This is a genomic window from Streptomyces halobius, from assembly GCF_023277745.1.
Classification (GTDB): domain Bacteria; phylum Actinomycetota; class Actinomycetes; order Streptomycetales; family Streptomycetaceae; genus Streptomyces; species Streptomyces halobius.
Genome location: NZ_CP086322.1, coordinates 6,250,799 through 6,264,458 on the forward strand (window position 1 = coordinate 6,250,799; position 13,660 = coordinate 6,264,458).

Below are 13,660 nucleotides of genomic sequence, written 5' to 3' on the forward strand. Positions count from 1 at the left end.
CGGGGGAATTCCCGGTGCCCGCCGCTCAGCGTCCGACGTCGGCCTGGACGAAGAGCGCGCCGAGCAGATATCCCTCATTGCCGGCTCCGAACCGGAAAGTGAGACGGTCGCCGCCGGACTGGAGAGCGGGGGTGATGTCGAATACGTCGGAATCAATTCCGAGGGTGTTCCGATAGGCTGGCTGCCGGGCCGTCTCCCGGCCGAAATCGGTGATGCTCGAATTCATCACATCATTCGCCGGGTTGGCCGCATCGGTAAGGCCGCGGGGCGGGCTCTTCCCGGCCGCCACGGAGAGCGAGTCATTTCCGGTGCCACGGTCCCCGTTGTATGCCACCACGCCCGCGCTGCCGCGTGCCCCGGCCGGGATCCGCATTCTCGGCAGTTTCACCGAAAGCGCCTTGCCGTTCGCCTTGACCGGCTGGAATCCGTCCCACAACGCCAGCCTCCGCAGCGGCATCCGGGCATTCTCATAGGCGACGACCAGCGTCCAGCCGCCCCAGGCGCCCGCCGTGGAACGGCCGTTCGCCACATTGACCTGGGCCACGGTGTACGCGCCGGAACCGCCGGCGCGCACCAGCTTGGTGACATCCGCGGACGCCTGGAAGCCATCGGTCCGGGAGGTTGTGCGATGCCCGGTGACGGTGTCCGCCAGTACCTCTTTGTACTGCCCGCCGGGCCGGGCCAGCAGCACCCGGCCGTTGTCCTTGTCCGGCTTCTGCTCGCCGGCCCGCAGATTGCCGCCCCAGTACAGCCGCGCGTAGCTGACCCGGGAACCGGCCGGCAGCCGCAGATCGGCGCTGCTGGAGTTATCGGTGTCGGGGTCGGAATCGATATCGGTATACGTCATCCGGTAGTGCCCGTTGGCTCCGCCGTAGCCCTGCTGGGCGTACCCGCACGACGTGCCCGCGCCGGCCGCCGTGGCATCGCAGGTGACCGAGGAGTTGGCCGCGCGCGTGATACCGCCGCGCTGGGTCACGTGATAGCGCTCATGGAAAGGAATTCGCGAGGATTCCTTGGGCGCCGGTGCGGCCACTGCCGAAGACGGGGTGGCCGACAAAACCAAGGTCACGAGTGCGCATACGGCGCCGTGCCCGGTGCGGTCCATCGACTTCCGCATGTCTCCCTCTCCGACTTCAATCAGTCAAACAGGAGAGCACTCTGACAGAAAGCATGTTGGGAATCGCAGCAGGCACGCCGTTGTGCCGGTCGGGGATTCCGATCAGCGGAATACCGGACTTCGTGCCGGTGACATCATGTCTTCCGGTTGGACCAACTTCTTAGCGCCAGGATGAACGACCGCATCCCCATATGTTTTGGTTCGTTGAGTGCGGTGCCCCATTCGCGAACTGAAAGGAGAATGGTGATGAAGCGGTTCGTCAAGACGGTCACGGTGGCCGCGGCCAGCTGTGCCATGGTGCTCGGTGGTGCGGGCATCGCCGGCGCCAACTGCTCTGGCAGCCACCATGGCCATGGCAAGGCCCATGCCAAGTCCCACGCCAAGGCTCATGCCAAGTCCCACGGCAAGTCTCACGGCAAGTCCCACGGCAAGTCCCACGGCAAGACCCGCGCCAAGGACCACGACAAGCGCGACCACGGCAAGGCCCGCCAGCACGGCGGCGACGGCTCTGTCGGGTACGGCGACGACGGGTACGGCTACGGCCACGCAGTCGCGAAGGGCCAGGTCGCGCACTCGCCGGGCATCGTCAGCGGCAACCTCATCCAGGTTCCGGTCAGCATCCCGATCAACGCATGCGGCAACAGCATCAACTTCATCGGTCTGCTGAACCCGGCGTTCGGGAGCATCTGCATCAACAAGTGATCTGACCTCCGGTCCGGAGGGGCATCGGGCCGGCCCGGGTCGCGCTCTGCGGTGGCGGGTCACCCGTGACATCGGTCACGGGTGACCCGCCGCTCTGCCCAAGGCGCCGGGTGACCGGTCCGACCAGCGGCGGAGGCCCGGCGTACGCGCGTCATACTGACCGCATGGGGAAGAGCAGACGCGGGCGCGGCGGCCCCGAGTCCGTCGTGGAGACGGTGCACGGCGGGGTCGCCGAGCTGCGGCCCGACCGGGACCGGCCGCGCGGCTGGACGCTGCTGATCGACGGCGCCCCGCAGTCGTATGTGGACCTGGCCGACCCGACCCATCTGGACTTCGCCTACCAGCGGCGGCTCGGACATATCGCCGACCTGGCCGCACCGCCCGGCAGGCCGCTGCGGGTCCTGCACCTCGGCGGCGGCGCGTTGACCCTGGCGCGCTATATCGCCGCGACCCGGCCGCGCTCCACCCAGCAGGTGGTGGAGATCGACGGCCCGCTCGTCCAACTCGTCCGCCGCGAGCTGCCGTTGGAGAGCGGCTGGCGGATCAGGGTGCGCGGCGGGGACGCCCGCGAGGGACTCGCGAAGATCCCGGACGGCTGGGCTGACCTGATCATCGCGGATGTCTTCGCCGGTGCCCGTACGCCCGCGCACCTGACCAGCGCCGAATGCGTCGCGGACGTCCGGCGGGCGCTGCGGCCCGGCGGCTGCTATGCGGCGAATCTGACGGACGGGCCCGCGAGCGCCAGGGCGGCATGCGGGGAGGCGCCGCTGCGCTTCCTGCGCGGCCAGATCGCCACCGTCCGTACGGTCTTCCCCGAGTTGTGTCTGACCACCGACCCCGCCGTGCTTCGGGGCAAGCGGTTCGGCAACGCCGTGCTGCTGGCGGCCGACCGGGAACTGCCGATTGCCGAACTGACCCGGCGGGCGGCGACCGATCCGGAGACCGGACGGGTCGAGCACGGGCGGGCGCTGCTGGACTTCACCGGCGGCGCGACGCCGGTCACCGACGCCACCGCGGTCGCCTCACCGTCCCCGCCGCCACAGGTCTTCGCCTGACGCGGGGCGCGGAACGGGCCGCCAACGGTCACGTCCGCCCTCCCCAACACCCCCGCGACATAGGCGTCTTCCGCTACACCTGCGACATCCATGACATCCCCTAGATCCCCTGAATCTCCTAAATCCCGTGCATTTCCTACGTCGCGTGATTGTTGACATCCACCATCGGCGGATGACCGTTCCAGGCGCAGATCACGGACGTATGGCCGCTCTTGCCGGTGAAGTCGACCCGGAGCCACTTGTCCTGTGTCCAGACCTGCATCTCCCAGTCCGCGTTCGGCGTCGCGCTCACCAGCTCGGCGGAGTCGCGGCGCAGGTCCAGGACGACCCGGCCGCCCACCGTGGAGTAGCTCTTGACCTCGCCACCGGAAGCCGATCCCGTCGACGGGGCGGCGGCGGGACCGCCCGTACGTCTGCCGCCGGAGCCGGACGGCGTGGACGGTTTCTCGCTGGGAGAGGGGCTGCGACCGGCCGTGCCGGACGGCTTGGGGCGGTGCGTGGAGGAGGCGCGCGGTGCGATATCGCCGTCCGCCTGGCCCCCCGACGAGGGCACCTGCTCGGACAGCGGCAGCGCGCGCGGCGCGTCGTACGCCGTGCCGGCCAGCACGGTGTGCACACCGAACCACGACAGCGTGACCGCGGCGCCGGTCGCCAGCGTCCAGGCCGCCACATGAATCAGACCTCGTTGCATTCGGCTCATACTGCACCACTGGCCCGCCCAGTTGCAGCCCGTCCCAGGCGGCGGACAGACCTCACTGGGCCACCTCCCAGCACCGGCCGGGGATGTCAACCCCGGTAAGGAAAACCGCCCGAATGGCGTACGGTGCCGCCCATGGCACGTGTGCTCGTCGTCGAGGACGATCAGTTCGTCCGCTCGGCCCTCATCCGGCATCTGACCGAGGCTTCCCACGCGGTACGCAGCGTCGGCACCGCTCTGGAGGCGCTGCGCGAGGTGGCGCAGGTCGGCTTCGATGTGGTCATCCTGGACCTCGGCCTGCCCGACCTGGACGGCTCCGAGGCACTGAAGATGCTGCGCGGGATCACCGACGTTCCCGTGATCATCGCCACGGCCCGGGACGACGAGGCCGACATCGTACGGCTGCTGAACGACGGCGCCGACGACTACCTCACCAAGCCGTTCTCCGTCGAACACCTCTCGGCCCGGATGGCGGCCGTGCTGCGCCGCGCCCGCGCCACCGCACCCGGTGCGGAGCCACCCTCCCGACTGATCCAGGTCGGCGGCCTGTCCATCGACCCGCTGCGCCGGCAGGCGACTCTTGACGGCGCCGCACTCGACCTCACCCGCAGGGAATTCGACCTGCTGGCCTTCCTCGCCGAGCGCCCCGGCGTCGTCGTCCCCCGCAAGGAACTGCTCGCCGAGGTCTGGCAGCAGTCCTACGGCGACGACCAGACCATTGACGTCCATCTCTCCTGGCTCCGCCGCAAACTGGGCGAAACCGCGGCGAAGCCCCGGTATCTGCACACCCTGCGGGGCGTCGGCGTGAAACTGGAGCCACCACAGTGAGCTGGGGGCACGTCCTGGGTGCACCACCCGGACGAAGTCCGGGGGAGGCGGCTGGAGGAGCGCGCGAGGCCGCCGGGCCGCAGACTACGGAGAAACCCGCACCTCTGGGCCTCCTCGCGGGCGGAGCAGCGAAAGTTGAGACCCCGTGAGATGGGCCCTGGTCAAGGTGGCGCTGGCGGTGACCGCGATGGTGGTGGTCGCGTTCGCCGTGCCCCTCGGGCTCGTCGTCAAGGAGATGGCCCGCGACCGCGCGTTCTCCAACGCCGAGCGGCAGGCCGCCACCATCGGCCCGGTCCTCGCCATCACCACCGACCGCACCCAACTGGAACGGGCGGTGGCCAGCGCCGAGACCGGCCGCGGCGGGCGGATCGGCGTCCATGTCCCCGCGAGCGGCAGGGGCGGCAGCCCCACCGAGATCGGCACCCGGCGGGCCGCCCCCGAGGACGTCGCGGCCGCCGTCAAGCTCGGCCGGGCCTCCATGTCCCCGGTCCGCGGCGGCTCCTCGCTGCTCCAGCCCACCGCCGTCGCGTCCGGCATCGCGGTCGTCGAGGTCTTCGTCCCCGACGACGAGCTCACCAACGGCGTCACCACCTCATGGGTGGTGCTGGCCGTCGTCGGCCTCGCGCTCGTCGTCGGCTCGGTCGCGGTCGCCGACCGGCTCGGCACCCGCATGGTGCGCCCGGCCGAGCGGCTCGCGGGCGCCGCACACGACCTGGGCAAGGGCAAGCTCGGCGTCCGCGTCCCGGAGGACGGCCCCAAGGAACTGCGCTCCGCGGCCGCGGCCTTCAACGCCATGGCCGACCAGGTCGTCCAACTGCTCGCCAACGAACGCGAACTGGCCGCCGACCTCTCGCACCGGCTGCGTACCCCGCTGACCGTGCTGCGGCTGAACGCCGCCTCGCTCGGCGACGGGCCCGCCGCCGACCAGACCCGGTCCGCCGTCGAGCAGCTGGAGCGCGAGGTCGACCAGATCATCCGCACCGCCCGCGGGCAGAAGGCCTACACCCAGCAGGCCGTCGCCGGGGCCGGCTGCGACGCCGCCGAGGTGATCCGCGAGCGGATGGCCTTCTGGTCGGCGCTCGCCGAGGACGAGGGGCGCACCGTCCGGGTCGCCGGCGCGGACCGCCCCGTCCGTATCCCGGTCGCCCGCCCCGAACTCGCCGCCGCCCTCGACGCGATGCTCGGCAATGTCTTCCGGCACACTCCGGAGGGCACCGCCTTCGCGGTGGATGTCCACAACGCCGAAGAGGCGGTGATCGTGCTGGTCTCGGACGCCGGGCCGGGCATCGCCGACCCGGACGCGGCACTGCGCCGCGGTCACGGGGGCGGCGGGGCCGGCTCCACCGGCCTCGGCCTGGACATCGTGCGGCGCCTCGCCGAATCGACCGGCGGCGATGTACGCATCGGCCGCTCCGTACTGGGCGGCACCGAGGTACGCGTCTGGCTCGCCCTCACCGAAGGCCGCCCCCGCCCCGGCATCCGCCGCGGTCACCGCCTACGCCGCAAACTCCGCACTCGCGGCCGCCGAGCCGCACGAGCGTAGCCCCGTTCCCGGCGGGAGTTCCCCGTCCCGGCGGGACTTCCTCCGTCCCGGCGGATTTCCCCCGCCCCGCGGGACTTTCCTCCGCTCCGTCCCCGCGGGAATCCCCCCGCTCCAGCGGCACTTCCCCTACCCCGCCGGAATACCGCCCCACCCCACCGCGTTGTGGCCTGCAAGGGGCACACCCAACCCTTAAGGGTTTTGGTCGCACGCCCCCTAGGGGACAACCCTGACCCCCGTCAGGGACCCCGCCAGGCCCCTGACCACCCCTCTTAACCGCCCCCTTCCCCACCCTTAAGGCGGCCATAATTCCGCCAACTGCCTTACCGAACCGGCCTTTTGTCCTTTTCGGAGTCGCTAGCGTGCGGGACACGTCCCAGCCCCCCACGTGACGACAGGCAGGTACCAGATGACTTCCGCACACCGTCGGCGCATCAACCGTACGGCCAGGCTCACCGTGACGGCGGTGGCCGTCGCGGTCGCGGCCGGCGGCGCGTTCGCCATCGCCGGCTCGGCCATGGCCACCAAGGCGCCACAGCGGGAGACCGCCCCCACGAAGGCGGCCGCCGGCTTCGCCCCGTATGTCGACACCTCGCTCACTCCCGCCTACGACCTGGCCGATACCGCCGCCAAGACCGGCGTGAAGAACTTCAACCTCGCGTTCGTCACCTCCGGCGGCGGTTGCACGCCCAAGTGGGGCGGCTCCGTCGAGCTGGGCGACGACCCGGTGGCCCGGCAGATACCCGCGCTGCGCAAGGCCGGCGGCGACGTACGGGTCTCCTTCGGCGGCGCCAACGGCTCCGAACTCGGCCTGGCCTGCGGCTCCGCCGGCGAACTGGCCGCCGCCTACGGCAAGGTCGTCGACCAATTCGAGCTCACCAAGGTCGACTTCGACATCGAGGGCGGCGCGCTCCCCAACACCGAGGCCAACACCCGCCGCGCCCAGGCCATCGTCCAGCTCCAGAAGAAGCACCCGGACCTGGACGTCTCCTTCACCCTCCCCGTCATGCCGGAAGGGCTGACCCAGGACGGTGTGAACCTGGTCGCCGACGCCAAGAAGAACGGCGTCGAGATCTCCGCCGTCAACATCATGGCGATGGACTACGGCCCCTCCTACAACGGTGACATGGGCACCTACGCCACCCAGGCCGCCACCGCCACCCAGGGCCAACTCAAGAAGGCCCTCGGGCTGAGCGACGCGGACGCCTGGAAGACCGTCGCCGTGACGCCCATGATCGGCGTCAACGACGTCCAGAACGAGGTCTTCAAGGTCGAGGACGCCACCCAGCTGGTGAAGTTCGCCCAGGACAAGCACCTGGGCTGGCTGTCGATGTGGTCCTCGACCCGCGACAAGGCCTGCGCGGACGACGGCTCCAACTCCGCGCAGCCCACCTGCAGTTCGATCGAGCAGCGGCCGCTGGACTTCACCAAGGCGTTCGCCGCGTACACCGGCTGACCTGACCGGCGGTCCGGTCCCGTCCCCCCACCCGGACCGCCCCCGATGCGGGGCGCAGCGGCTTTCACCCCCACCCGCTGCGCCCCGCCCTACGTATCCGGACCTTCTCCGGCGACCGTCCCGCGCTGCCTTGTGTGTCCGGACCTCCCTCGGCGACCGCCCCGCCTTACGTATCCGGACCTCCCTCGGCGGCCGCCCCGCCCCGCCCCGCCTTACGTATCCGGACCTCCCTCGGCGGCCGCCCCGCCCCGTACGGCCGCGCGGAACGCGATCGGGGTGGTCCCCGCCCGCCGCTGGAAGAACTTGCTGAAATTGGTGGCGTCGGCGAAGCCCAGCCGGTCCGCGATCCGGGCCGCCGACTGGTCGCCGTGCGCCAGCAGCCGCTTGGCCTCCAGCACCACCCGGCGGTCGATGAACTCCTTCGCCCCGATCCCGGCGGCGGCCTCGGTGGCCCGGGAGAGGGTGCGGGGCGCATAGCCCAGCGACCGGGCGTAGTCCGCGACCTGCCGGCTATGGGTGAACTCCCGCTCCACCGCGTCCCGGAACCGCAGATAGGTCTCTCCGGCCTCGCAGGTGCCCTCCCTCTCGCCCCCACCGTCCGCCGCCCCGGTCTGATGCGCGGCCCGCAGCACCAGTACGGCCAGCAGATGCCGCAGTACCGCACGGTGCACCTCCAGCGGCAGCCCGCCCAGCGCGTCGAACTCGCGGTGCAGCTGCCGCAGCGCGTCGTCCACCGCCCGCGCCGCCGCCCCTTCGGGGTGCCGTACGGCCGGCCCGTACCAGTCCTCGACACGGGCGGCGGCCGCGGTGGCCGGGTCCAGGAAGCCGGACTCGAAGAGCACCAGCCGCCCCTCGGCCCCGGTCAGGTCGCCGAAGTGCTGGACCTGGCCGGGCCGTGACCACAACAGGTCGCCCGGGGTGAGGACGTGTTCCCGGAAATCGACGCTGTGCACCAGCCGGCCATGGTCCAGCCGCAGCAGATGGTGAAAGCCGGGCCGGTGCGGTGTGGACAGCCGACAGGCGGCCGCCCGGTCGCGCAGTTCGGCCAGCGTCATCACCTCCACCCCCGCGGGCCGCCCGGCGGGCGCGGAGAACGCCACCTCCCGGATCTCCGGGACCGGCTCGCTGCCAGGGCTCGCGTCCTGTCGCGTTTTCACCATGACCCGTCCCCTCGCTACCCCGAAATTCCCCGCTCATGCCCCTAGCGTAGAAGACGTCAGCGCGACTGCTGACGGAAAGCGGAAGTCCTGAAGACGTCAAGATCCTCAGGGGCACAGTCGCAGAAGTCCAGTCGCAGAAGTCCAGTCGCAGAAGTCCTCACGGACACAGAGACCAACCGGGAGACCCACCATGTCCACCATCGCTCTTTTCGGGGCCAACGGCACCATCGGCAGCCGCATCCTCAACGAGGCCCTGCAGCGCGGCCACCAGGTCACCGCGGTCGTCCGCGACCCCGCCAAGATCACCACCAGCCATCCGAACCTGACCGTGACCACCGGTGACGTGCTCGACCCGGCCTCGGTCGCGGCGGTGGCCAAGGGTCAGGACGTGCTGGTGAGCGCGGTCGGCGGCGGCGACGGACCGGGGCACATCGCCACCATCAAGCCCGCCGCCGAGTCCCTCGTCGCCGGTCTGCGCACCCTCGGCGACGCGGCCCCGCGCCTGATCACCGTCGGCGGCGCAGGCTCACTGCGCACCCCCGACGGCACGCAGGTCTGGGACGCGGACGGCCTCCCCGAGTTCCTGCTGCAGATCATGCACGCGCACGGCGACGCCCTGGACTTCTACCGCACCGTCTCCGACGTCCGCTGGACCAACCTCAGCCCGGCCGCCACCATCGCGCCCGGCGAGCGCACCGGCACCTACCGCACCGGCCTCGACGACCTGGTCACCGCGGCCGACGGCAGCAGCCGGATCTCCGCCGAGGACTACGCGGTGGCTCTTGTCGACGAGATCGAGCGGCCCGCCCACATCGGCGAGCGCTTCACCGTCGGCTACTGACGGCGGCGGATGAAAAGGCAGCCGCCGGACAGGGCGAGCGCGCCGGCCATCATCACGGCGCCGACGAGGGTCGCCGGACCGGGCGGGTCCTCGCGATAGGCGGTGCTCTCGTATGTGACGGCCACCCTCGGATGCGGTGGTTGCCACCGTTGCGGCTGATACGGGGGCGGCGTGTCGCGCCACACCAGCGTCGTCCCGACGGCCGCCAGCACCAGCGCCGCGAGCACAACAACCAGCCTGGCGCGCCAAGGACGGCGTAATCGCATCATCATGCGCCGACCCTATGCCGGGTCTACGAGAACCCTCTGCCCGGCGTACGAGGCGCACGGGCACAGGAAAAGGGCACACAAGGCAGAAAGAACGGCCCCGGACCGCTTTCACGGTCCGGGGCCGATCCCTTGGGGTGAGTAACGGGACTCGAACCCGCGACATCCTGGACCACAACCAGGTGCTCTACCAGCTGAGCTATACCCACCACGACCGGGGCTTTTGTGGTGTCTTCCGCACCGGCCGAGAAAAAGTGTACAGGGTCCGGAGGGGTGCTCGCTCCCAGGTTTTGCGGGCCCGGGAGCGAGCTGCGTCACTGCGGTGCGGACTGCGCTTCGTCAGGGAGAACGTACTTCGCCGCGATGGCCTTCGCGGTGTCCGAGTCGGGTCCGGGCTGCGGCACGAAGACCGCCTCCCGGTAGTAGCGCAATTCCGCGATGGATTCACGGATATCGGCCAGCGCCCGGTGGTTGCCGTTCTTGTCCGGACTGTTGAAGTAGGCCCGCGGGAACCAGCGCCGGGCGAGTTCCTTCACGGACGAGACATCGACGATCCGGTAGTGAAGATAGCTCTCCAGCATCGGCATGTCGCGCAGCAGGAAGCCGCGGTCCGTGCCGACGGAATTGCCGCACAGCGGTGCCCTGCCCGGCTCCGGCACATGCCGCCTGATGTACGCGAGCACCTGCGCCTCGGCGTCCTCCAGCGTCGTACCGTTGTCCAGCTCGTCGAGCAGGCCGGAAGCGGTGTGCATCTGGCGCACCACCTCCGGCATGGTGGTCAGTGCGTCGGCCGGGGGGCGGATCACCACATCCACCCCGTCGCCCAGCACATTCAGCTCGGAGTCGGTGACCAGCGCGGCCACCTCGATGAGTGCGTCATTCGCCAGCGAGAGTCCGGTCATCTCGCAGTCGATCCACACCATGCGATCGTTCATACGTCTCACCCTACGGGGCGCTCACGCTGACCGGGGAGCACGGGCCGTCCCGCACCACGGCCGACCGGGGCTTCCGGCAGCCGCGCGGCGAAGGCGTCCGCATGTGGTTTGCCCGCTTCGCCCGGATCGGCGGCCGCCAGGGCGGTCGCCGGACCATGGCCCACCACGGTCGCGGAGAACCGGTCCGGTCCGCCGGCGACCGGTGCCGGCCGGTCCCCGCGCTCCGGCCGCTCGGCCCGCTCCGGCCGCAGCGCCGGCTCGGGTGCACCGCCCTGCGGCCGGCGCGCGCGGTACGCCGCGCGGTAGGCCGCCGGCGAGGCGCCCAGCTGCCGCCGGAAGTGCCCCCGCAGCGCGACCGGCGAGCGGAATCCGCAGCGCCCCGCGACCTCGTCCACCGAATAGTCGGAAGTCTCCAGCAGCCGCTGGGCCTGCAGCACCCGCTGGGTGATCAGCCACTGCAGGGGAGCGCTCCCGGTCAGGGAACGGAACCGCCGGTCGAAGGTGCGACGGCTCATATAGGCGCGCGCCGCCAGCGTCTCCACGTCGAACTGCTCGTGGAGGTGCTCCAGCGCCCAGGCGACGACCTCGGCGAGCGGGTCGGCGCCGATCTCCTCTGGTAAAGACCTGTCCAGGTAGCGCTGGTGCCCCAGCTCGGAGGCGGTACGGCGCGGTGGTACGACCAGCCGGCGGGCCAGCGCGTTCGCGGCGTCGGCGCCGTGGTCGGTCCGCACGATGTGCAGACACAGATCGATACCGGCCGCGGTCCCCGCGGAGGTGAGCACATCGCCGTCGTCGACGAAGAGCTCGCGGGGGTCGACATGGACGGACGGATAACGCTTGGCGAGCGTCGGCGCGTACATCCAGTGGGTCGTGGCCGGCCGGCCGTCGAGCAGTCCGGCCGCGGCGAGGACGAACGCCCCCGTGCACAGCCCGACGATTCTGGCCCCTTCTTCATGCGCGCGGCGCAGCGCGTCGAGCGCGGCGGGCGGCGGGGCCTGGGTGATGGATCGCCAGGCCGGTACGACGACCGTCCCGGCGCGGGCGATCGCCTCCAGCCCGTAGGGGGCCGAAAGTTCGAGCCCCCCGGTCGTGCGCAAAGGCGCATCTTCGCCAGCGCAAACAAGTAGCCGGTACCTCGGAACGCCGGCGTCCTGTCGGTCGATGCCGAAGACCGAGAGCGGAATGGAGCTCTCGAAAATGGGGCCGCCACTGAAGAGGAGCACCGCGACTATTTCGCGGCGTCGTCGGGCGGCGAGCTTGCGTGCGGCATCTGGTACGGCAGCGGAGTCCTGGCTCATGGCACTTAAGCCCCCCTCGGTCGTCTCGCCCTCTTGGTCCTGCACAGTTCCCCCGCCATAACTACCAAGATCGAATCTACTGTGTCCCGTGAGGATGGAGTGCCAAGTTCACCACTCACTGGTATGTCGATATGGCAACGTGGCGCGAAGCATTCGATCACGAAGCGTTCCACTCGTCGGGCCTACATGGGAAGTACGCGTCTCGGCTCTGCCCGTTCGCAGTAGGACACAACCATGCCCAGCGGTCCTTTCCGCCCTGCTCACACCAGGGTTGGGGGGTGGTTCGGGCAAGGTGGGCAACCGGGCGGGAAGTTGGCTGAAAACGGTCGCGCGCAGACTTGTGGGCGCTTTATTCGCCCGGCGTACGCCCTTCGTAGTACCGACCGCCCCCATGCGCTCCGGTCCGGATACGTCCCCTTCTGTTCCGGTGCCTGCCGGGGTTCTCGGCCAGCAGCCGGGCGGCGGTCCGTTCGGATCGCCGACACAGTGCGCGGCACGCACAGGTCACCGCCGTCAGACCGGCGGCGGTGCCGGCCGCGCCGGCCAGGGAGGCACCGCTCACGAGGAGCACGACGGGCACCAGGGCGCAGCTGAACGCGCCCCAGCGCACGACATCGCTCACTGGGTCGGGTGATCTATCGGACCGTACGGGCACCGAGCGCTCCCTTCGGACGGGCAGCTACTACAACGCCGCCGGCGATCATGAGTCACCGTGATGGGTACGTACGGGGCAGGGCGGGGCATTGCCATCCGCGCCACGCTCCGGCATGCTCCGGGGAACGTTCGAGGCCCCGGCCCCCTCGCGCGGCGTCCCGCGTCCGCGGCGGGTTCTGGGCAGCGGAGGAGTGGCGCCGTACTCTGGGGGTATCGGCTTGGGAAGATGATTCCCGGTCGTATCGTTCCTCTTTGAACTATGGCTCCCGCTCCTCGTCGAGCCAGCTCAGTCAACTGCCGGATCAAGTCAATCGCCGTTCCCCGCCCGCCCCTCCGCAAGAGGATCTCCTCGCCGAGACAATCCCATGGCCGGTCACAAGAACCCCGAACCCGCGGACCGCAAGCAGGTCGCCGATCCGATGGCGGACCTGGAAGCGGCGGAAGAGACACGCCACTCCTGCGACCCGGCTTTCCGGCACGGCGTCGTGGTCGGCTTCGACGGCTCCACTTCGAGCGAACGAGCATTGGCGTATGCAATCGGTATGGCCCGGCGCTTCAGCTCCGGGTTGATCATCGTCCATGTGGCCAACCGGCTGCCGACGACCGTCTGGGCGGGTTGTGAACCCCCGGTCTTCGTGGACGTACCGGATCACCGCACCGAAGTGCTCGGCCTGGAGCTCGCCTGCGCCGATCATCTCAGCGAGGTCCCGTGGATTCTCGTCGAGCGCGGCGGGGACATCTGCCATGAGCTGGAGGAGGTCGGCCGGGAGTACGAGGCCGACGCGATCGTGGTCGGCTCCACGCAGGGCATCGTCGGCCGGATCTTCGGCACGGTCGCGGGGCGGCTGGCGCGCCGGGCGCAGCGTCCGGTGATCGTCATTCCTTGACGCGGCTCTGACGTATCCCTGACGGCGGATCGTTGTCCCGTTCACCGTGCGTGTGGTGAACGCCGACTGACGGGGCGTCATGGCGAGCCCCGCACGGAACCTCGCACAGCGCGTCGTGAAGAGTGCCGGCGGCGGTGTTTCCCTCGGTGCGCAGAGGTGCATTGTGTGCTTGTGACGGGTAGAAAACGGTCATGTGAGCGTGCCTCGCGAGGAGTCCGGCGGTC

Annotated in this window: 12 protein-coding genes, 1 tRNA gene and 1 pseudogene; 7 read left to right on the forward strand and 7 right to left on the reverse strand. The window is 70.4% G+C overall.

Annotation, left to right across the window (positions count from 1 at the left end; all coding sequences use genetic code 11):
- Positions 1-25 precede the first annotated feature (25 nt).
- Positions 26-1,117, reverse strand: a complete 1,092-nt coding sequence (locus K9S39_RS28435; protein ID WP_248866192.1) for a hypothetical protein — start codon at positions 1,115-1,117, stop codon at positions 26-28.
- A gap of 246 nt (positions 1,118-1,363) precedes the next feature.
- On the opposite strand from K9S39_RS28435, the gene K9S39_RS28440 reads away from it, so the two are divergent.
- Both K9S39_RS28440 and K9S39_RS28445 read left to right on the forward strand, forming a co-directional pair.
- Positions 1,364-1,819: a chaplin gene (locus K9S39_RS28440; protein ID WP_248866193.1), complete on the forward strand. Its 456-nt coding sequence runs from the start codon at positions 1,364-1,366 to the stop codon at positions 1,817-1,819.
- A gap of 164 nt (positions 1,820-1,983) precedes the next feature.
- Positions 1,984-2,874 (forward strand): spermidine synthase, encoded by an 891-nt coding sequence (locus tag K9S39_RS28445; protein ID WP_248866194.1) that lies wholly within the window; start codon positions 1,984-1,986, stop codon positions 2,872-2,874.
- A gap of 136 nt (positions 2,875-3,010) precedes the next feature.
- Here the strand turns inward: K9S39_RS28445 and K9S39_RS28450 are convergent, their stop codons facing one another.
- Positions 3,011-3,565, reverse strand: a complete 555-nt coding sequence (locus K9S39_RS28450) for a hypothetical protein (RefSeq protein WP_248866195.1) — start codon at positions 3,563-3,565, stop codon at positions 3,011-3,013.
- Positions 3,566-3,706: 141 nt separating this feature from the next.
- On the opposite strand from K9S39_RS28450, the gene K9S39_RS28455 reads away from it, so the two are divergent.
- The 3 genes and pseudogenes from K9S39_RS28455 to K9S39_RS28465 all read left to right on the forward strand — a co-directional run.
- A complete protein-coding gene (locus K9S39_RS28455) occupies positions 3,707-4,399 on the forward strand; it encodes a response regulator transcription factor (protein ID WP_248866196.1) in 693 nt (230 codons plus the stop codon).
- Between the two features lie 145 nt (positions 4,400-4,544).
- On the forward strand, positions 4,545-5,942 hold the full coding sequence (locus K9S39_RS28460) for a sensor histidine kinase (RefSeq protein WP_248866197.1): 1,398 nt from the start codon (positions 4,545-4,547) through the stop codon (positions 5,940-5,942).
- Between the two features lie 550 nt (positions 5,943-6,492).
- A pseudogene (locus K9S39_RS28465) lies at positions 6,493-7,395 on the forward strand (chitinase); the annotation flags it as partial.
- 212 nt (positions 7,396-7,607) lie between these two features.
- Here K9S39_RS28465 and K9S39_RS28470 read toward each other — a convergent pair.
- A complete protein-coding gene (locus K9S39_RS28470) occupies positions 7,608-8,555 on the reverse strand; it encodes a helix-turn-helix domain-containing protein (RefSeq protein ID WP_248866198.1) in 948 nt (315 codons plus the stop codon).
- A 190-nt stretch (positions 8,556-8,745) separates the two neighbouring features.
- On the opposite strand from K9S39_RS28470, the gene K9S39_RS28475 reads away from it, so the two are divergent.
- Positions 8,746-9,396, forward strand: a complete 651-nt coding sequence (locus K9S39_RS28475; RefSeq protein WP_248866200.1) for an NAD(P)-dependent oxidoreductase — start codon at positions 8,746-8,748, stop codon at positions 9,394-9,396.
- Here the strand turns inward: K9S39_RS28475 and K9S39_RS28480 are convergent.
- From K9S39_RS28480 to K9S39_RS28495, 4 genes are all read right to left on the reverse strand, one after another.
- Positions 9,390-9,668 (reverse strand): hypothetical protein, encoded by a 279-nt coding sequence (locus tag K9S39_RS28480; RefSeq protein ID WP_248866202.1) that lies wholly within the window; start codon positions 9,666-9,668, stop codon positions 9,390-9,392. The genes K9S39_RS28475 and K9S39_RS28480 overlap by 7 nt on opposite strands.
- Before the next feature lie 127 nt (positions 9,669-9,795).
- A tRNA-His gene (locus K9S39_RS28485) sits at positions 9,796-9,871 on the reverse strand.
- Between the two features lie 105 nt (positions 9,872-9,976).
- The gene (gene orn, locus K9S39_RS28490) at positions 9,977-10,597 is read right to left on the reverse strand and encodes an oligoribonuclease (RefSeq protein ID WP_248866204.1); all 621 of its coding nucleotides are present in this window, start codon (positions 10,595-10,597) and stop codon (positions 9,977-9,979) included.
- Between the two features lie 5 nt (positions 10,598-10,602).
- Positions 10,603-11,895 (reverse strand): GlxA family transcriptional regulator, encoded by a 1,293-nt coding sequence (locus tag K9S39_RS28495; RefSeq protein WP_248866205.1) that lies wholly within the window; start codon positions 11,893-11,895, stop codon positions 10,603-10,605.
- A 1,019-nt stretch (positions 11,896-12,914) separates the two neighbouring features.
- On the opposite strand from K9S39_RS28495, the gene K9S39_RS28505 reads away from it, so the two are divergent.
- Entirely contained in the window at positions 12,915-13,436 is a 522-nt protein-coding gene (locus tag K9S39_RS28505) for a universal stress protein (protein WP_248866207.1), read from the forward strand.
- The last annotated feature ends 224 nt before the right edge of the window (positions 13,437-13,660 follow it).